At 67.7% G+C, this 16,945-nt stretch carries 15 protein-coding genes; 7 read left to right on the top strand and 8 right to left on the bottom strand.

Annotated features, from left to right (window positions below):
* The first annotated feature begins 159 nt into the window (after positions 1-159).
* Complete coding sequence (locus ACAM42_RS23970; RefSeq protein WP_369629646.1) at positions 160-1,953, top strand: DEAD/DEAH box helicase; 1,794 nt, start codon at positions 160-162, stop codon at positions 1,951-1,953.
* Positions 1,954-2,148: 195 nt separating this feature from the next.
* On the opposite strand, the gene ACAM42_RS23975 is transcribed toward ACAM42_RS23970, so the two are convergent.
* Positions 2,149-3,537 (bottom strand): hypothetical protein, encoded by a 1,389-nt coding sequence (locus ACAM42_RS23975; RefSeq protein ID WP_369629647.1) that lies wholly within the window; start codon positions 3,535-3,537, stop codon positions 2,149-2,151.
* A 130-nt stretch (positions 3,538-3,667) separates the two neighbouring features.
* Between ACAM42_RS23975 and ACAM42_RS23980 the strand changes: the two genes are divergently transcribed.
* Positions 3,668-4,717 (top strand): endonuclease/exonuclease/phosphatase family protein, encoded by a 1,050-nt coding sequence (locus ACAM42_RS23980; protein ID WP_369629648.1) that lies wholly within the window; start codon positions 3,668-3,670, stop codon positions 4,715-4,717.
* A 9-nt stretch (positions 4,718-4,726) separates the two neighbouring features.
* Here ACAM42_RS23980 and ACAM42_RS23985 read toward each other — a convergent pair whose 3' ends face one another.
* The 5 genes from ACAM42_RS23985 to ACAM42_RS24005 all read right to left on the bottom strand — a co-directional run bounded on the left by ACAM42_RS23985 (position 4,727) and on the right by ACAM42_RS24005 (position 9,738).
* Entirely contained in the window at positions 4,727-5,926 is a 1,200-nt protein-coding gene (locus ACAM42_RS23985) for a mandelate racemase/muconate lactonizing enzyme family protein (RefSeq protein ID WP_062476010.1), read from the bottom strand.
* An 86-nt stretch (positions 5,927-6,012) separates the two neighbouring features.
* Entirely contained in the window at positions 6,013-7,023 is a 1,011-nt protein-coding gene (locus ACAM42_RS23990) for a TRAP transporter substrate-binding protein (protein ID WP_062476013.1), read from the bottom strand.
* Positions 7,024-7,084: 61 nt separating this feature from the next.
* Complete coding sequence (locus ACAM42_RS23995) at positions 7,085-8,386, bottom strand: TRAP transporter large permease (RefSeq protein WP_070062487.1); 1,302 nt, start codon at positions 8,384-8,386, stop codon at positions 7,085-7,087.
* Complete coding sequence (locus ACAM42_RS24000) at positions 8,383-8,934, bottom strand: TRAP transporter small permease (RefSeq protein ID WP_223301408.1); 552 nt, start codon at positions 8,932-8,934, stop codon at positions 8,383-8,385. Before ACAM42_RS24000 ends, ACAM42_RS23995 begins: the two co-directional genes overlap by 4 nt.
* Before the next feature lie 54 nt (positions 8,935-8,988).
* Positions 8,989-9,738 carry a FadR/GntR family transcriptional regulator gene (locus ACAM42_RS24005; RefSeq protein ID WP_062476018.1) on the bottom strand — a complete coding sequence of 250 codons (750 nt, stop codon included), beginning with the start codon at positions 9,736-9,738 and terminating at the stop codon, positions 8,989-8,991.
* A 215-nt stretch (positions 9,739-9,953) separates the two neighbouring features.
* Between ACAM42_RS24005 and ACAM42_RS24010 the strand changes: the two genes are divergently transcribed.
* From ACAM42_RS24010 to ACAM42_RS24030, 5 genes are all read left to right on the top strand, one after another.
* Positions 9,954-11,693, top strand: a complete 1,740-nt coding sequence (locus tag ACAM42_RS24010) for an IlvD/Edd family dehydratase (RefSeq protein WP_062476021.1) — start codon at positions 9,954-9,956, stop codon at positions 11,691-11,693.
* A gap of 296 nt (positions 11,694-11,989) precedes the next feature.
* The gene (locus ACAM42_RS24015; RefSeq protein WP_369629649.1) at positions 11,990-12,901 is read left to right on the top strand and encodes a 2-dehydro-3-deoxygalactonokinase; all 912 of its coding nucleotides are present in this window, start codon (positions 11,990-11,992) and stop codon (positions 12,899-12,901) included.
* Positions 12,898-13,539 (top strand): 2-dehydro-3-deoxy-6-phosphogalactonate aldolase, encoded by a 642-nt coding sequence (locus ACAM42_RS24020; protein ID WP_070062485.1) that lies wholly within the window; start codon positions 12,898-12,900, stop codon positions 13,537-13,539. Before ACAM42_RS24015 ends, ACAM42_RS24020 begins: the two co-directional genes overlap by 4 nt.
* A 44-nt stretch (positions 13,540-13,583) precedes the next feature.
* Positions 13,584-14,321 carry an aldolase gene (locus ACAM42_RS24025; RefSeq protein WP_369629650.1) on the top strand — a complete coding sequence of 246 codons (738 nt, stop codon included), beginning with the start codon at positions 13,584-13,586 and terminating at the stop codon, positions 14,319-14,321.
* Between the two features lie 113 nt (positions 14,322-14,434).
* Complete coding sequence (locus ACAM42_RS24030; RefSeq protein WP_095746254.1) at positions 14,435-14,761, top strand: hypothetical protein; 327 nt, start codon at positions 14,435-14,437, stop codon at positions 14,759-14,761.
* Positions 14,762-14,767: 6 nt separating this feature from the next.
* Here the strand turns inward: ACAM42_RS24030 and ACAM42_RS24035 are convergent, their stop codons facing one another.
* Entirely contained in the window at positions 14,768-15,475 is a 708-nt protein-coding gene (locus ACAM42_RS24035) for an SDR family oxidoreductase (protein WP_369629651.1), read from the bottom strand.
* A 38-nt stretch (positions 15,476-15,513) separates the two neighbouring features.
* Positions 15,514-16,938, bottom strand: a complete 1,425-nt coding sequence (locus ACAM42_RS24040) for an MATE family efflux transporter (protein ID WP_095746256.1) — start codon at positions 16,936-16,938, stop codon at positions 15,514-15,516.
* Between the last annotated feature and the right edge of the window lie 7 nt (positions 16,939-16,945).

Genomic DNA, 16,945 nt, shown 5'->3' on the forward strand with positions numbered 1-16,945 from the left:
ACCGGCTCTCTGCCGGGGACGAAGAAAACCCCAAATCACCGCGGGTCTTCCGGCTCCCACCCCTGACCTTCATCTGCCTTGACTGGCTCGGCGTCACCCCAAAACGACGCCTGGCGGGCCGATGCCACTGCGCCGTGTATGGCGCTTGTTGTTTCCACAATGAATTTTGACGAACTGAAGCTGGCTCCCGCCATCTTGAAGGCTGTGCACGAGCACGGCTACGACACCCCCACCCCCATCCAGGCGCAAGCCATTCCCGTGGTCCTCGACGGCCACGACCTGCTGGGCGGCGCCCAGACCGGCACCGGCAAGACCGCGGCCTTCACCCTGCCGATGCTGCACAAGCTCACCATGAGCCGCAGCGCCACCAACAAGTTCGGCGGCATCGGCATCCGTGCCCTCGTGCTGACCCCCACGCGCGAACTCGCGGCCCAGGTCGAAGAGTCGGTGCGCACCTACGGCAAGTACCTGCAGCTCGACTCCACCGTGATCTTCGGCGGCGTGGGCATGAACCCGCAGATCAGCAAGCTCAAGAAGGGCGTCGACATCCTCGTGGCCACCCCCGGCCGCCTGCTCGACCTGCAGCAACAAGGCATGCTCGACCTGAGCCAGGTCCAGATGCTGATCCTGGACGAAGCCGACCGCATGCTGGACATGGGCTTCATCCACGACGTGAAGAAGATCCTGGCCCTGGTGCCCAAGGAAAAGCAGAGCCTGCTGTTCTCGGCCACCTTCAGCGACGAGATCCGCGACCTCGCCGGTTCGCTGCTCAAGAACCCGCAGAGCATCCAGGTCACGCCGCGCAACACCACGGTGCAGCGCATCACGCAGGTGATCCACCCCGTGGGCCGCGGCAAGAAGAAGGCGCTGCTCGCGCACATCATCAACGAGAACAAGTGGAGCCAGGTGCTCGTGTTCACGCGTACCAAGTTCGGCGCCAACAGCGTGGCCGAGTTCCTCACCAAGAACGGCATCGAGGCGATGGCGCTGCACGGCAACAAGAGCCAGAGCGCCCGCACGCAGGCGCTGGCCGGCTTCAAGAGCGGCGACATCCGCGCCCTGGTGGCCACCGACATCGCCGCGCGCGGCATCGACATCGACGAGCTGCCGCACGTCGTGAACTACGAAATCCCGAACGTCAGCGAAGACTACGTGCACCGCATCGGCCGCACCGGCCGCGCCGGTTCGAGCGGCGAGGCCGTGAGCTTCGTGTGCCTGGATGAAGAAGGCTTCATGCAGGAAATCGAACGCTTCACGAAGCAGACGATCCCGGTGCAGAAGGTCGAGGGCTTCGGTCCTGAAGAAGGCGAACGCGCCGAGCCGATCGCCATGGGTCGCCAGACGATCTGGGGCGGCGCCGGCCGTCCGCCGAGCCGCGAAGTCATGCAGGCAGCCGCCAAGGCCGCACGCACCGAAATGATGTCGCGCATCCGCGAGAACAAGGCCGGCCAGGGTGGCGGCAACGGCGGTGGCGGCGGCAATGGCGGCGGTCAACGCCGTGGTGGCGGCCAGGGCGGCGGCGGTCAAGGCCGCAATGCCAACGGTGGCGGCCAGAGCCAGGGCCCGCGCGGCCAGGGCGCAGCCCGTCCCGCACAGGGCCGCGGCCCGCAGCAAGGCCAGCCGCGCGCACCACAGCAGCCCCATCACCACGCACCGCACGAAGAGCGCCAACCGCGCCATCACGGCAACAGCCACAGCCCGACGCAGGCCAACCAGGTCGCGCACCTGCGTGCCGAAGCCGTCGCAGGCGGCGGCGCCGGCCAGCCGGACCCGTTGCGCACGAGCGTCGACCACATGGGTGGTCGCGGTCGCGGCGGTCGCCCGGGCGGCGGTGGCGGCTACGGCGGCAACCGGTCGGGTGGCGGTGGCCGCTCGGGTGGCGGCGGTGGCGGCTACGGCGGTGGCGGTGGTGGCCGCTCCGGTGGCGGCGGCGGTCGTTCGTTCGGTCGCTGACAAGACACCGCGGGTGGCACGCCACCCGGAAATTGAAAAGGGCACCTCGGTGCCCTTTTCTTTTGAGCTCCCGCAGGAGCAGCCGTCAGCGCGGCGGCGCCGCCTGCATCCGGGCCACGGGAACCAGCGCGCCGGCGCAGGCCACGGCCAGACCAAGGCTGTGCAGCAGCGTGCGCCGATGCGCCGCGGCTGCGTTCACTGTTCGACTGCAGTGATCTTCTTGATGCCTTCTGACGGCGGCTTGGCTGCGGCCTCCCGAAGCTGCAGGGCGTAGCCGTAGTCGGTCAGATAGACGTAGGTGTCGGTCCGTTCGAGCGAATCGGGCTGCATGCGGCACTCCAGGCGCCTGGCGTCGCCACTCAGGGCAGGATGAAGCTCGGCAGCCGCGCCCACGCCGACGACCTTGCAGACCGTCGTGTAGTCGTAGGTCACTCCGCCGATCATGCTGAACAAGCTCAGTTTCTTCGTCTCATAGCGCAACTCCGAGCCCACGGCCATGCGTTGCCAGTCGCCCGTCAACGTGAGATCGGTCATGGCCTGGCTGATCGTGTCGGAGCCAGGAAGAAAGTTGACGAAACTGCTCAAGTCGACCAGGCCCAGGAATGAAGCGGTCTGCGACCGCGTGCCGTCCGCGGGGCCTGTGCCGGTCTTCGTCCGGGTTCGGAACATGGAAGCTGTCGCGTCCGGCGCAATCTGGAGCTCATTGCGGGTCGGCGTCGTCTTCCCGTCGCGGGTCCATGTGCCTTCGAGCACGACGCGCTTCAGGCGCTTGGGCGCCGGTGGAAGCCCCAACTGGGAAACAGCCTTCATCACCGCCGGGCTCGGCGGCGTCAGGCCTGCGGGATCAGGCAGCGCCTTGGCGCGAGAAGTGAAGGCAGGCAACGCCTGCCCTGCCGAAGCACCGCTGCAGGCCGCCTTGAAGAGCGCCTTGTAGTCCGCATTCGTGTCGCCGCCGACCGTGTACGACTTCGCCCTTTCACCTTCAACCCGGCCGTCCGTGACGCGGCCGCGCTCGTCGATGTCGAAGCCGCTCACCTGGGCATAGGACTGCGATTGGCACGCGAGCCTGAAGCGCTCGCGCTTCTGCCCAAAGGGTGCCCGGTAAGGCAGATCGAAGTCCATGCGCGGATAGTCGAACGCGCCCCAGAAGAGCAAGGCGCCCTCGGAGGTCTCGACGCTTGCGATGTCGATGAGCGTGAATGTGCCGTCTGCGCGGCGTTGCACCTCGCGCCAATCGGGCGGGGTCGCGCGGCATGCGCGTTCGACCGCCGGCTGCGCTTTCAGGGCCAATGCCTGGCGCTCGTCCAGTTCCTTGCGCACGCCATACCGCCGGCCGGTCACCGGATAGCTGCGGCCGGTGCGCAGATCGGAGTAGAGCAACCACGCCTGGGGCGCATTGCACGCGACAGTGAAGTTGCGCGTCTCGGGCCCATCTTCCAGGGCAAAGGACACATGGTCCTCGACGCGCAGCAGGCTGTGTTCGACAAGGCTGCCGCCGAAGGACATCGACGGATGGCTCCTGGACGCGCAGCCCGCAACGAGCAGCGCCGCCACAGCGCAGGTGGTGATATGGATGAGCTTCATGCATTCCGCGCTGGGCGGCTCCCCGGTTTCGTTGTTGTTTCTTGCGGCCGGCCTCGCCATCGAATGACATGGACGACATGGCGGGCGCACCTCAGCTTGAAATCCTAACCCGGGACACAATCGCGTTTCCATGCCATACATCCCGCCCAACTACGCCACGCTCTTCGTCGCCACCTGCAACCTTCTCAACCTCGCGAACCCCAACCGCGTGTACTACGAGAACCAGGACGCCTACAACGAGCGTGAATACGAACGCAAGATCGACTGGATCGGCGAGCGCATCCACGCGCTCAATGCCGACGTGCTCGCGGTGCAGGAGGTCTGGGACGAGGCCGCGCTGAAGGCCGCCATCGGGCGCAGCGGGCTGCGCTACGACTTCGTCTCGGTGCCGGGCGCCGAGAACTCGCCGCCGCCCGGCAGCCCGCCGGGCACGCCCGGGCGGCCGGGCGCACAGGGCACGCCGCGCGTCGGCATCGTCACGCGGCTGCAGGTGGACAGCGTGCAGTCCTTCGTCGACTTTCCCGCGGGCTTCGGTGTCGAGGTGCCGGGCATCGGCCCGCACACGCGCTTCGAGCGCCCGCCCCTGCTGGCCACCGTGCGGATGAAGCACGGCCAGCAGGTGCATGTGCTGACGGTGCACCTGAAGTCCAAGCGCCCCAAGTTTCTGCAGGACGCGCAAGGCAACCACCTCGAAGACCGCGACGACCGCAAGATCGGTGCGATGGCCTCGCTGCGCTCCTTGCTGATGCGCGGCGCCGAGGCCGCGGCCCTGCGCTGCATCGTCATCGACCTGCTGCAGGGCACCAACGTGCCGCTGGTGGTGATGGGCGACTTCAACGACAACCCGCACAGCGTGACCACGCAGCTGGTGGCCGCCACGTCCGAGGTGGCCTACGACAAGGCCGCGCGCGACGTGGCGCTGTTCAACGCCTACGAGATGCAGGGCGAGTCGGCGCTGAAGAAGGACGTGGCCTATTCGCACATCCACCAGGGCTTTCCGGACGTGCTCGACCAGATCCTGGTGAGCGAGGAGTTCGTCGCCACCAGCCGCCACAGCCTGGGCGACGTGCGCCGCGTCGACTACTTCAACGACCACCTGCACGAAGGCCGCGACCGCTCGCGCTCGGACCACGGCTTCGTGCGCGCCCTGCTGCGGCTGCGCACCGACGACAACCGCTGACGAACGGCGCTACGCCGCCTTCGACACCCGCACGATCGCGTCGGCGCGCTTGTGCAGGTCGGGCAGCAGTTCCAGGCCGAGGCCGGGCTTGTCGTTGAGGCTGATCATGCCGTTCTCGACCTTCGGCAACTCGGTGACGAGTTCCTTGTACCAGCCGGTGAAGAAGGCGCGCACGCTCTCCTGGATGAGCGCATTGGGCGCATGCAGGCTCAGGTGCGTGGACGCGGCCCAGACCACCGGCCCGGTGCAGTCGTGCGGCGCCACGGGCAGCTGCCAGGCGTCGGCCATGGCGGCGATCTTGCGCGCCTCGGTGAGGCCGCCGCACCAGCTCAGGTCGAGCATCGCGACCCCGGCCACGCCGGTCTGCAGGTAGTCCTTGAAGCCCCACTTGTAGCTCAGCGTCTCGCTGGCGCAGACGAGCGCCTGGCAGTCCTTCGCGTACTGCTTGAGCAGGTCCAGGCTGTCCATGCGGATCGCGTCTTCGTGCCAGAAGGTGTCGAACTCCTGCAGCGCGCGCGCGATCTTCTGCGCCATCGGCAGCCGCCACAGGCTGTGGAACTCGACCATGATGTCCATCTTGCCGCCCACCGCCTGGCGGATCTTGCGGAAGGGCTCGAGCGCGGTGTCGAGATCGGCGTTGCTGATGTACTGCCCGTGGCTCTTCTCCGCCGCCGGGTCGAAGGGCCAGATCTTCATGGCCGTGATGCCTTCGGACAGCAGCGACTCGGCCAGTTCGTCGGCGTGGTGCAGGAAGCCCTGCAGGTCTTCGTACGGCCCGTTGTTGTTGGCCAGGCCCCAGTTCGAGCTGGTCTGGTTGGTGGCGCTGCGGATGTACTGGTAGCCCGCACAAGTGTTGTAGATGCGGATCGCATCGCGGCTCTTGCCGCCCAGCGCCGTGTGCACCGGCATGTTGGCGGCCTTGCCGAACAGGTCCCACAGCGCGATGTCGACGGCCGAGTTGCCGCGCGTTTCCACGCCCGACCCGCGCCAGCCGAGGTAGCCCGTGATGTCGCGGTTGCGCGCTTCGATCTGCAGCGGGTCGGTGCCCAGCAGTTTCAGCGCCGCCCATTCGTGCAGGTAGGCCTCGACCGCTTCGGCGCCCATGAAGGTCTCGCCGAGGCCGACCAGGCCCTCGTCGGTGTGCAGGCGCACCCACAGGATGTTGGGAAACTCGCCGAGGCGAATGGTTTCGAGCTGCGTGATTTTCATGAGAAGGATTCCGCAAAAAGAAAAAGCCGCAGCGGCGGGTGCCGCGCGGCTCTTGCACACATTCAGCGCATGGCCGAAAGCCTCGGTCAGCCCCCGCGCGCCTTCTTCAGCGCGTCGGTGACCACGCCCACGGCTTCCGTGCCGATGTTGGGCACGTTCTTGTCGTACACGGGCTTGACCTTCTCCAGCATGCGCTTCTGTTCGGCCGCCGAGACTTCGTTCACCGTCATGGTCTTGCGCAGGCTGGCGAGCGACTTCTCGTTGAGCGCGCGGTTGGCTTCGCGCTGGACCTTCTGGCCTTCCTTCGCGGCCTCGCGCAGCACCGCCTGCTCCTGCGGGTTGAGCTGGTCCCAGAGCTTCTTGCTGTAGAGGATGAGGAAGGGCGTGTAGGCGTGGCGCGTCACGCTCAGGTACTTCTGGACCTCGCTGAACTTGGAGGTCTCGATGGTCACGAAGGGGTTCTCCTGGCCGTCGATGGTGCGGGTCTCCAGCGCGGTGAACACCTCGCCGAAGGCCATGGGCACGGCGTTGGCGCCCAGGGTCTTGAACGAGTCCAGGAAGATGTTGTTCTGCATCACGCGCAGCTTCACGCCTTCGAAGTCCTCGGCCTTGGCCACGGGCTTCTTGCTGTTGGTGAGGTTGCGGAAGCCGTTCTCCCAGTAGGCCAGGTTCACGAGGCCGGCGGCTTCGAGCTTCTTGTTGAAGTACTCGCCCGCGGGGCCGTCGAGCACCGCGTCGGCCTCCTTCTCGTTGGCGAACAGGAACGGCAGGTCGAAGGCGCCGAGTTCCTTCACGATGCCCACCAGCGGCGAGCTCGAGGTGCACACCATTTCCTGCGTGCCGGCACGCAGCGCCTGCGTGGCCGGCAGGTCGCCGCCCGCGGCGCCGCCCCAGAAGGCCGTGATCTTCATCTTGCCGCCGGTCTTGGCCGCCAGCACTTCCTGCATCTTCTTCACGCCCACGCCCACGGGGTGGTCTTCGTTCACGCCGTTGGTGAACTTGATCGTGCGTTCGGCAAATTGCGCGAGGGCGCCGGTCGACGCCAGCAGGCCGCCGGCCACGAGGGCGGCGGTCATCAGGGTTCTGCGAAACAACATGCTTGTCTCCTTCGATTCGAGGGGTTGGTTGAACGAACTGACTGACAGGAAAAAGGAAAAACTAGCGCCCCATCCACCACTGGAGCGGCACGGTCACGAGCTGCGGGAAGAACACCAGCGTGAACAGCACCACCAGGTGGGCGATGAAGAAGGGCATCACGCCCTTGAAGGCATCGTCCATCGAGATGCGCGCCACGCCGCTCACCACGTTGAGCACCGTGCCCACGGGCGGCGTGATCAGGCCGATGGCGTTGTTCATGATGAACAGCACGCCGAAGTACACCGGGTCGATGCCGGCCTTGAGCACCACCGGCATCAGCACCGGCGTGAGGATGAGCACGGTGGGCGTGAAGTCCAGCGCGGTGCCCACGATGACGATCAGTACCATCATCACGAACATCAGCAGCGTCTTGTTGTCCAGGAAAGGCTCCAGCAGCGACACCACCTCGGTCGGGATGTTGGCCACCGTGATGAGCCAGGCGCTCACCATCGCGGCAGCCACGAGGAACATCACCACCGCGGTGGTCTTGCCGGCCGCCAGCGTGAGGCGGTACAGGTCTTTGACCTTGAGTTCGCCATAGATGAAGAGACCCACCACGAGCGAATAGACGGCCGCGACCACGGCGGCTTCGGTCGGCGTGAAGACGCCGAACTTCATGCCGCCGATGATGATGATCGGCAGCGCCAGCGCCAGGCTGCCCTGCGCCGTGACCTTCAGCCGCTCGCCCCAGGGCACGCGCGGCGAGGACTTCACGTTGTCCTTCCGGGCCACGATCCACCAGGCCACGCCCACCGCGAGCCCCATCAGGATGCCGGGCACGATGCCCGCGAGGAACAGCTTGGTGATCGACACGTTGCCCGCCACGCCGAACACGATGAGCCCGATCGACGGCGGGATCACCGGCGCGATGATGCCGCCCGCGGCGATGAGACCGGCCGAGCGGTTCATCTGGTAGCCGGCGGCCTTCATCATCGGGATGAGGAGCGCGGCCAGCGCGGCCGTGTCGGCCACGGCCGAACCCGACAGCGAGGCCATGATGATCGCGGCCAGCACCGCCACATAGCCCATGCCGCCGCGGTAGTGGCCGACCCAGGCCATCGCCAGGTTCACGATGCGCCGGCTGAGCCCGCCCGCATTCATGAACTCGCCGGCGAGCAGGAAGAACGGCACCGCGAGCAGCGGGAAGTTGTCGGCACCGTCGACGAAGCGCTGCGCGATGATCTGGCTGTCGAAGGCCGGCAGGCCGCCGGTGTAGGCCAGCCAGCCCATCAGCGAGACGCCGCACACCAGCAACGAATACGAGATCGGAATGCCCAGTGCCATGGCGCCGAGCAGGGAGACGATGAAGATCGTGACAGTCATTGCGCCACCTTCCCGTGTGCGGCGGCGTCGAGCACCTGTTCTTCGGATTCCATGATCTGGATCAGCTCCTGGTCGGGCACCCGGCCCCTGAACAATCGCCAGAGCTTGTCGATGTTGAAGAGGGCCATCACCACCGACACCACGTAGCCGATGCCGTAGACCCAGATCATCGAGATGCCGACCACGGGCGAGATGTTGGTCACCTGCAGCTCGTGCATCTCGTAGGTGCCCATGAAGAAGAGCACGTTGCAGAACAGCATGAGCGACTGGCTCAGGAAGAAGCAGACCTTCTTGCCCATGAGCGGCAGGTGCTTGATGAGCGTGTCGACGCCCAGGTGCGCGCCGTCGCGCATCGCCACCATGGCGCCGATGTAGGTGAGCCAGATGAAGCAGTAGCGCGACATCTCGTCCGACACCGAAATGCCCGAGTTGAAACCGTAGCGCAGCACCACGTTGCCGAACACCATGACGACCATCGCCACCATGCACACGACGACGAGGAACTCCAGCAGGCGAAAAAATCCGTCGATAGCCCTTTGCATCAGCATCTGCGTCTCCTGACTTTCCAGTGTTGTTATGGGATGTCTGCGCGGCCGCCGCGTCTAGAGCGGGAAGGCCTTCAGCTGCGTCGCCGGGCGGCTGATGCGCGGAATCTTCTTGCGCGAGGCCAGCACCGTCTCGATGTCGTGGCGCGCACCGTCGATGAGCACCAGCACGGCTTTTTCGGCGGCGGCCGGATCGCGTGCGATGACGGCGTCGAGCACCGCGCGGTGCAGCGGCAGCGAACTCGCGGGCCCGTTCTTGCGGGTGGTCGAAATCTCGAAGCTGGTGCGCAGCAGCGCGCCCAGCGCACGGCTCATCTGCACCAGCATGCGGTTGTGGCTGGAGCGGATGAGGCCCTGGTGAAAGCGCAGGTCGGGCGTGATGTAGTCACCGCCGAACTCGATGGCGCGCTTCATGCCCGCATAGGCGTCTTCCATGTCGGCGATGTCTTCGGCGGTGGCGCGCTGGGCGGCCAGCGCCACCGCGGCGGGTTCGACCACGCGGCGCAGGTCCTGCAGATCGCGCAGGAACTCGGCCGACAGGCCCGCCTGCGTCTGCCACACGATGACGTCGGCGTCGAACCAGTTCCACTGGTCGGGCGGCTGCACGCGCGTGCCCACCTTGGGGCCGCTGGTCACGAGGCCCTTGGCGATCAGCGACTTGATCGATTCGCGCACCACGGTCCGGCTCACGCCGAGCTCTTCGCACAAGAGCGGCTCCGGCGGAATCGACGCGCCGGGCGCATAGCGGCCCGCGACGATGTCGCTGCCGATGCGGTCGACCGTGTTGCCGTGAACGTTCTTGATCATGCCTGCCTGTGGGTGTGTGGTTCTGGTGGTGTCCGGTGCCTGTTTGCCTGCCCGTATCGGGGCCGGATTCAGGCAGCTCCTGCCTGTGCCGGCCACTCGAAAACCCTGAATGCGCGACAGCTCGTCACGCTTATCATATGATGATTGAAACGGGCGTCCCGCAGGAAAAACCCTGAGGATTTCCGCAAAGCATCAACGACGAAGAGACACATCCCATGAGCAACGCCCCGAAGAAAAAGCCCGCCAGCGAACTGCGCAGCCAGCAGTGGTTCGGACGCCACGACCGCGACGGTTTCATCTACCGCAGCTGGATGAAGGGCAAGGGCGTGCCGCACGACCAGTTCGACGGCCGCCCGGTCATCGGCATCTGCAACACCTTCAGCGAACTCACGCCTTGCAACTCGCACTTCCGCACGCTCGCCGAGCAGGTGAAGATCGGCGTGTACGAGGCGGGCGGCTTCCCGCTCGAGTTCCCGGTGATGTCGCTCGGCGAGACGCTCTTGCGTCCCACCGCCATGCTGTACCGCAACCTCGCGAGCATGGACGTCGAAGAAAGCATCCGCGGCAACCCGCTCGATGGCGTGGTGCTGCTCATGGGCTGCGACAAGACCACGCCCGCGCTGATGATGGGCGCGGCCAGCGTCGACCTGCCGACCATCGGCGTCTCGGGCGGCCCGATGCTCTCGGGCAAATGGCGAGGCCAGGAACTGGGCTCGGGCACCGGCGTGTGGCAGATGAGCGAGCAGGTGCGCGCCGGCACGCTCAAGCTGCAAGACTTCTTCGAGGCCGAGAGCTGCATGCACCGCAGCCACGGCCACTGCATGACGATGGGCACCGCCAGCACCATGGCCAGCATGGTCGAGTCGCTGGGCATCGGCCTGCCGGGCAACGCGGCCTACCCTGCCGTCGACGGCCGGCGCAACGTGCTCGCACGGCAGGCGGGCCGGCGCATCGTCGACATGGTGCATGAAGACCTCAATATGTCGAAGATCCTCACGCGCCAGGCGATCGAGAACGCGATCAAGGTCAACGCGGCCATCGGCGGCTCGACCAACTTCGTGATCCACCTGCTGGCCATTGCGGGCCGCATGGGCGTCGAGCTCACGCTCGACGACTTCGACCGCCTCGCCGCCGACCTGCCCTGCCTCGTGAACCTGCAGCCCTCGGGCCAGTTCCTGATGGAAGACTTCTGCTACGCGGGTGGCCTGCCGGTGGTCATCAAGGAAATCGCCGACCACCTGCACAAGGACATCCTCACCGTCACCGGCCAGAGCGTGTGGGAGAACGTGAAGGACGCCGAGAACTACAACCCGCAGGTCATCCGCACCCAGGCCGAGCCCTTCAAGGACAAGGCCGGCATCTGCGTGCTGCGCGGCAACCTCGCGCCCAACGGCGCCATCATCAAGCCCAGCGCGGCCACGCCCGAGCTGCTGGTGCACAAGGGCCGCGCGGTGGTGTTCGAAAGCGCCGACGACCTGCACAAGCGCATCGACGACGAGAACCTGGACATCGACGAGCACTGCATCATGGTGCTCAAGAACTGCGGCCCCAAAGGCTACCCCGGCATGGCCGAGGCGGGCAACATGCCGCTGCCGCCGAAGGTGCTGCGCAAGGGCATCACCGACATGGTCCGCATCAGCGATGCGCGCATGAGCGGCACGGCCTACGGCACCGTCGTCCTGCACACCGCGCCAGAAGCGGCTGCGGGCGGCCCGCTGGCACTGGTGCAGGACGGCGACATCGTCGAGCTCGACGTGCCGAACCGCAAGCTGCACCTGCATGTGAGCGACGAGGAACTGGCGAAGCGCCGCGCGAAGTGGGTGGCGCCCAAGGCCCCGCTCGATTCGGGGTACTGGAAGCTGTACGTCGACACGGTGCTGCAGGCCGACCAGGGAGCGGACCTGGCCTTTCTGCGTGGTCGCCGTGGGGCTTTTGTGCCGCGAGACAATCACTGATTTGGAGAGATCCAGGGCACGCTCCCGCCGACGGGGTACCTTGCTCCGCGAATGTCCCCGCCCTTCGGGCTCCTCCTTGATTTCGCTGCGCAAGGCACCCCGTCGACGTGAGCGGGTTCAGAGCAGTTGTTGATCGGCCAGCACCACGACAGCGCCTCTCGTGCACAGGGCACTGGGTGCTTCCCGCAGCGAAATCAAGGAGGAGGGCGAAGCCCGGGGGACATCCGCGGAGGGAAGTACCCGGTGTCCTGGGCACGCGCCCCGAACCGACTCTCGAAACGCAACAGACGACAGACATGACAAGACTCATCGCCATCGACTGGGGCACAAGCTCGCTACGCGGTGCATTGCTCGACCCGAGCGGGCAGGTCATCGAAGAGCGCAGCGACGCCCGCGGCATCCTCACCGTGCCCGAGGGCGGCTTTCCTGCCGTGTTCGAATCGCTGTTCGGCGACTGGATGCGCCTGGAAGACACGCGCTGCCTGATCTCCGGCATGGCCGGCAGCAAGCAGGGTTGGGTCGAAGCGCCCTACTGCCCCTGCCCCGCAGGCCGCGTCGAAGTAGGCCGCAGCATCATCGCCACAGACGCCATCCCCGGCGCGCGCATCGCCATCGTTCCCGGCCTCAGCGACGAGCACGCCGGCGTGCCCGACGTGATGCGCGGCGAAGAGGTGCAGATCCTCGGCGCCATGACGATCACCGGCCTGGACGACGGCGTCTTCGTGCTGCCCGGCACCCACAACAAATGGGCCACGGTCAAGAAAGGCCGCGTCGCGGGCTTTCGCACCTACATGACGGGCGAGTTCTACGCGCTGCTGAGCCAGCACTCGATCCTGGGGCGCACGCTCGACGCGACCGCGCCGCTCGACGAAGCCGCGTTCCTCGAAGGCGTGACGCGCTCCGAGAACGGCCACGGCCTGCTGCACAACGCCTTCGGCACCCGCACGCTCGCGCTGTTCGAACGCATGCCGAAAGAAGAGCTGTCGAGCTACCTGTCGGGCCTGCTCATCGGCGAAGAGCTGCGCACGCAATCGGTACAGGCTGTCGGCGAGGTCGTGCTGATCGGCTCTTCCACCCTCACCCAGCGCTACACCCTGGCCCTGCGCGCCACCGGCGTCGCCACGCGCACGCTCGGCGCCGAAGCCACCTGGGCCGGACTGCACACGCTGTCCGGCTTTCTCGACACCGACAGGACACCCGCCCCATGACCACGCCCCTCGATAAATTCAACGCCGCGATGCAGGCCCTGCCACTCGTGGCCATCCTGCGCGGCCTCTCGCCCGCCGAAGCCGCCGACGTGGGCGACGCCATCGTCGAGCCCGGCTTCCGGCTGCTCGAAGTGCCGCTCAATTCGCCGCAGCCGCTGGAGAGCATCGCGCTGATGCGCCAGCGCTTTCCGAACGCGCTGGTCGGCGCGGGCACCGTGCTCGACGCGAAGCAGGTGCGCGAGGTGCATGCGGCCGGCGGCGAGCTGATCGTGTCGCCCAACTTCAACGCCGACGTCATCGCCGAGGCCGCGCGCCTGGGCATGGCCTGCCTGCCCGGCGTGATGACGCCGACCGAGGCCTTCGGCGCGCTCGCGGCCGGCGCCACGGGCCTCAAGCTGTTCCCGGCCGAGCTGGCCTCGCCCGCCGTGGTCAAGGCCCTGCTCGCGGTGCTGCCCGCCGGCACGCCCGTGATGCCCGTGGGCGGCATCGCGCCCGACAACATGGGCGCGTGGCGCGCGGCTGGCGCCGCCGGCTTCGGCATCGGCTCGTCGCTCTACAAGCCCGGCAAGACCGCCGCCGCCGTGCGCGAAGACGCGCAGCGCTTCGTGGCGGCCTGGGCCGGGCTGGTCCGCGCCTGATCCGACAAGACCCATCCACCACAAGAAAGAAGGAGGCCCTCGCGATGTCCGCCGATTCCGAATACGCCAGCCCCGCCGTGCGCCAGTTGCGCGAAGACCTCGCGCTCGCATTGCGCGCCGCGGCCCACCACGGGCTGTCCGAAGGTGTGTGCAACCATTTCAGCGTGTTGCTGCCGGGCGCGCAGGACCGCTACCTCATCAACCCGCGCGGGTTGCACTGGAGCGAGATCGGTCCTGACGACATCGTGCTGATCGACGTGCACGGCGAAGTGCTCGCGGGCCGCCACTGCGTGGAGCCCACCGCCCTCTTCATCCACGGCGCAGTGCACCGGCTCACGGGCCACGCCGTGGTGCTGCATTGCCACATGCCCTACGCGACGGCGCTGACGCTCACGGTCGACCGCGCGCTCGACCCCACCGCCAGCCAGAACGCCATGCGCTACATGAACCGCATCGCCATCGACGCCGAGTACAACGGCCTGGCACTGGACGACGCCGAGGGCGAGCGCATCGCGCGCGCCATGGCCGGCAAGGACGTGGCCTTTCTCGCGAACCACGGCGTGATCGTGGCGGGCGGCACCATCGCGCATGCCTACGACGACCTGTACTACCTGGAGCGCGCCTGCCTGCACCAGGTGATTGCGCAATCGACCGGGCGCCCGCTGGTGCCGGTCAACGCCAAGCTGGCCGCGCATGTGGCGGCGCAGATCCAGGGCGAGAGGGAACAGTCCGACCTGTTCTTCGAAGCCCTGCGACGCATGCTGCCGGCCCCGAAACGCTGAAAAAGCGTGAGCGCAGCGGCTTACAGCTCTTCATGCGATTTCGCTTCCGGCTTACAAGAACTTCACATAATGGCGCGACGATGAGGCATCGCAATCACTCCCCAGGAGTCGCCATGAAAAAGCTGACATTCGCCTTCGGTGCTGCCGCCCTGCTGTCGCTGGCCGCCCTCACCGCGCCGGCCCATGCCCAGGCCGGCGGCCCGTTCATCCAGGCCCAGGTGTACGTGACACCCGCGCCACCGCCGCGCCATCACTACTACGCCCCGCCGCCGCCTCCGCGCCACTACCACCCGGGCTACTACGACGGCCCGCGCCGCCACGGTTACTACGACCATGGTCGCCGCGATTGGGAAGGCCGTCGCCACGGCCGCCGGGACAACGACGGCGACGGTGTGCCCAACCGTTACGACCGCCGCCCGAACAACCCCTACCGCTATTGACGCACGTCAGACCGGCGGGCTCGCATACGCGGGCCGCTCGGTCGACAGGCTCTGCTTGAGCTGGCGCGTGACCTCGTCGGCCAGCACCTCCGGCAGCCCCGCTTCCACGCCTGCCAGTGCCTGTCGCGCCGCGTCGTCGGGCGAGGTCTTGGGGCCAGGCAGGCGCGCCGCCATGTCGGTGTCCATGAGCGCCACGTGCAGGCTCGTGACCTGCGTGCCCTGCCCCGCCAGTTCGTTGCGCAAACCGTTGCTCAGCGACCAGGCCGCCGACTTGGTCGCGCTGTAGGTCGCCACGCCGGGGAACGTCGTCCAGGCCAGGGCTGACAGCACGTTGAGGACCGCACCCCCGCCGTTCGACGCGAGCACGGGCGCAAAGGCCTGCGTGAGCGCCCAGGGGCCGAAGAAGTTGGTCTCGAACTCGGCGCGCGCCGCGGCCACCGCATCGGCCGATCCCAGGAAGCTCGATCCGCGCGAGATGCCCGCGTTGTTGACCAGCAGCGTCACGTCGCCGCAGGCGCGCACCGCGGCTTCGATCTGCGCGGGCTGCGTGACGTCGAGCGCCACGGGCACGACGCCCGCGAGCGTGATGCTCTTCGGGTCGCGCGCGGCCCCGTAGACCTTGCGCGCGCCGGCCGCGAGCGCCGCCTTGGCGAACGCCAGGCCGAGCCCCCGGTTGGCGCCGGTGATGAAGACGACGGAATCCTTGATCTGCATGACGAGCCTTTCGTTGATGAAGAGATAGCGAGAGCGCTTCAGGCCTGCGCCACGCGGCGCAGCAGCCCCTGCGTCGTGCGCGGCCAGCCCACGCGGCCGAACCACGCACCGCCCGCGATGGCCGAGGCGATGACGATGCCGTACACCACCAGCGCAACGCCCTGCGCCGCGAACACGCCGGTGAGGCCGCCGCCCCAGCGCAGCGCCAGCCAGCCGCCCGTGCCCGCCACGGCGAGCCGCGCGATGTTGCCGAGCACCGGCCACAGCAGCCGGCCCGCGCCCTGCGAGGCGAAGTACAGCACCAGCCCGACGCCAAAGAAACCGTACAGCGGCCCCACCACGCGCAGGTAGTGTGCGCCGGTCTCGAGCATCACGGGGTCGTGGCCGAACAGCATCAGCCACGGACGCGGGAACAGCGCGGCGGCCAGCCCGATGACCTCGGCCATGCCGAAGGCCAGCGCCGCACCGGCCCACGTGGCACGCAGCGCGCGCTCGCGCAGCCCTGCGCCCATGCAGGTGCCGACCATCGCGACCAGCGGCGCACCCAGGCCGAACACCAGCGGCACCAGCAGGTACTCGAGCCGCGACGCGGTGCCGTAGCCGGCCAGCGCGCCCGCGCCGAAATGCCCGGTGAGCGCGGTGGCGATGCCGATCGACAGGTTGGTCGCCACGGTCGACACCGTGCCCACCAGCCCGATGCGCAGGATGTCGCGGAACAGCGGCCAGCGCATCTGGAACGCCGCCAGCGTGGGGCGCAGCAGGCTGCGCGGCGAGCGCAGGTAGGCGATGAGCGCGAGCGAGCCCAGTAGGTAGTACAGCAGCAGCGCCAGCGCCCCGCCCGCAATGCCCATGCCGCCCCACGGCCCGATGCCGAAGATCAAGAGCGGCGATGCCGGAATGAGGAATACCACGCCCACCACCGTCACGTTGGCCGGCACCGCCATGTTGCCGGTGCCGCGAATGATGGCGGACAGCGAGTTGAAGAGCCACACCAGCACCGCGCCCGCGAACACCCAGTTCGAGTACGTGAGCGCGGCTTCCAGCGCGGCGCCGGTGCCGCCCATCACGCCGTAGAGCCAGCGCCCGCCCAGCAGCAGCGCGAGCGTGAAGCACAGGCCGAAGCCGATCGCGATGACCACCGCATGCCACACCAGCGCATCGGCGTCACCCCGGCGGCGCGCGCCCAGCGCACGCGCGATCGACGAGGCGATGCCGCCGCCCATCGCGCCGCTGGAGGTCATCTGCATCAGCATGACGATGGGGAACACCAGCGCCATGCCGGCGAGCGCGTCGGTGCCGAGCTTGCCGACGAAGTAGGTTTCGATGAGCCCGACGGAGGCCTGCGCCAGCATCACGAGCACATTGGGCGCGGCCAGCCGCAGCAGCGTGGGGATGATGGGCGCCTCGAGCAGGCGGCGCGTGCGCGGGTCGAGGTCGCCGTTCGCTTGTTGGGGGGTGGTCATGCGGGTC

Origin of the sequence: Variovorax sp. V35 (genome assembly GCF_041154465.1) — a bacterium.
Taxonomy (GTDB): Bacteria; Pseudomonadota; Gammaproteobacteria; order Burkholderiales; family Burkholderiaceae_C; genus Variovorax; species Variovorax boronicumulans.

What these genes read in the sequence shown, in the direction of transcription:
- ACAM42_RS23970 (WP_369629646.1), top strand. Translation starts at nt 160, where the DNA reads ATGAATTTTGACGAACTGAAGCTGGCTCCCGCCATCTTGAAGGCTGTG.
- ACAM42_RS23975 (WP_369629647.1), bottom strand. Translation starts at nt 3,537, where the DNA reads ATGAAGCTCATCCATATCACCACCTGCGCTGTGGCGGCGCTGCTCGTT.
- ACAM42_RS23980 (WP_369629648.1), top strand. Translation starts at nt 3,668, where the DNA reads ATGCCATACATCCCGCCCAACTACGCCACGCTCTTCGTCGCCACCTGC.
- ACAM42_RS23985 (WP_062476010.1), bottom strand. Translation starts at nt 5,926, where the DNA reads ATGAAAATCACGCAGCTCGAAACCATTCGCCTCGGCGAGTTTCCCAAC.
- ACAM42_RS23990 (WP_062476013.1), bottom strand. Translation starts at nt 7,023, where the DNA reads ATGTTGTTTCGCAGAACCCTGATGACCGCCGCCCTCGTGGCCGGCGGC.
- ACAM42_RS23995 (WP_070062487.1), bottom strand. Translation starts at nt 8,386, where the DNA reads ATGACTGTCACGATCTTCATCGTCTCCCTGCTCGGCGCCATGGCACTG.
- ACAM42_RS24000 (WP_223301408.1), bottom strand. Translation starts at nt 8,934, where the DNA reads ATGCTGATGCAAAGGGCTATCGACGGATTTTTTCGCCTGCTGGAGTTC.
- ACAM42_RS24005 (WP_062476018.1), bottom strand. Translation starts at nt 9,738, where the DNA reads ATGATCAAGAACGTTCACGGCAACACGGTCGACCGCATCGGCAGCGAC.
- ACAM42_RS24010 (WP_062476021.1), top strand. Translation starts at nt 9,954, where the DNA reads ATGAGCAACGCCCCGAAGAAAAAGCCCGCCAGCGAACTGCGCAGCCAG.
- ACAM42_RS24015 (WP_369629649.1), top strand. Translation starts at nt 11,990, where the DNA reads ATGACAAGACTCATCGCCATCGACTGGGGCACAAGCTCGCTACGCGGT.
- ACAM42_RS24020 (WP_070062485.1), top strand. Translation starts at nt 12,898, where the DNA reads ATGACCACGCCCCTCGATAAATTCAACGCCGCGATGCAGGCCCTGCCA.
- ACAM42_RS24025 (WP_369629650.1), top strand. Translation starts at nt 13,584, where the DNA reads ATGTCCGCCGATTCCGAATACGCCAGCCCCGCCGTGCGCCAGTTGCGC.
- ACAM42_RS24030 (WP_095746254.1), top strand. Translation starts at nt 14,435, where the DNA reads ATGAAAAAGCTGACATTCGCCTTCGGTGCTGCCGCCCTGCTGTCGCTG.
- ACAM42_RS24035 (WP_369629651.1), bottom strand. Translation starts at nt 15,475, where the DNA reads ATGCAGATCAAGGATTCCGTCGTCTTCATCACCGGCGCCAACCGGGGG.
- ACAM42_RS24040 (WP_095746256.1), bottom strand. Translation starts at nt 16,938, where the DNA reads ATGACCACCCCCCAACAAGCGAACGGCGACCTCGACCCGCGCACGCGC.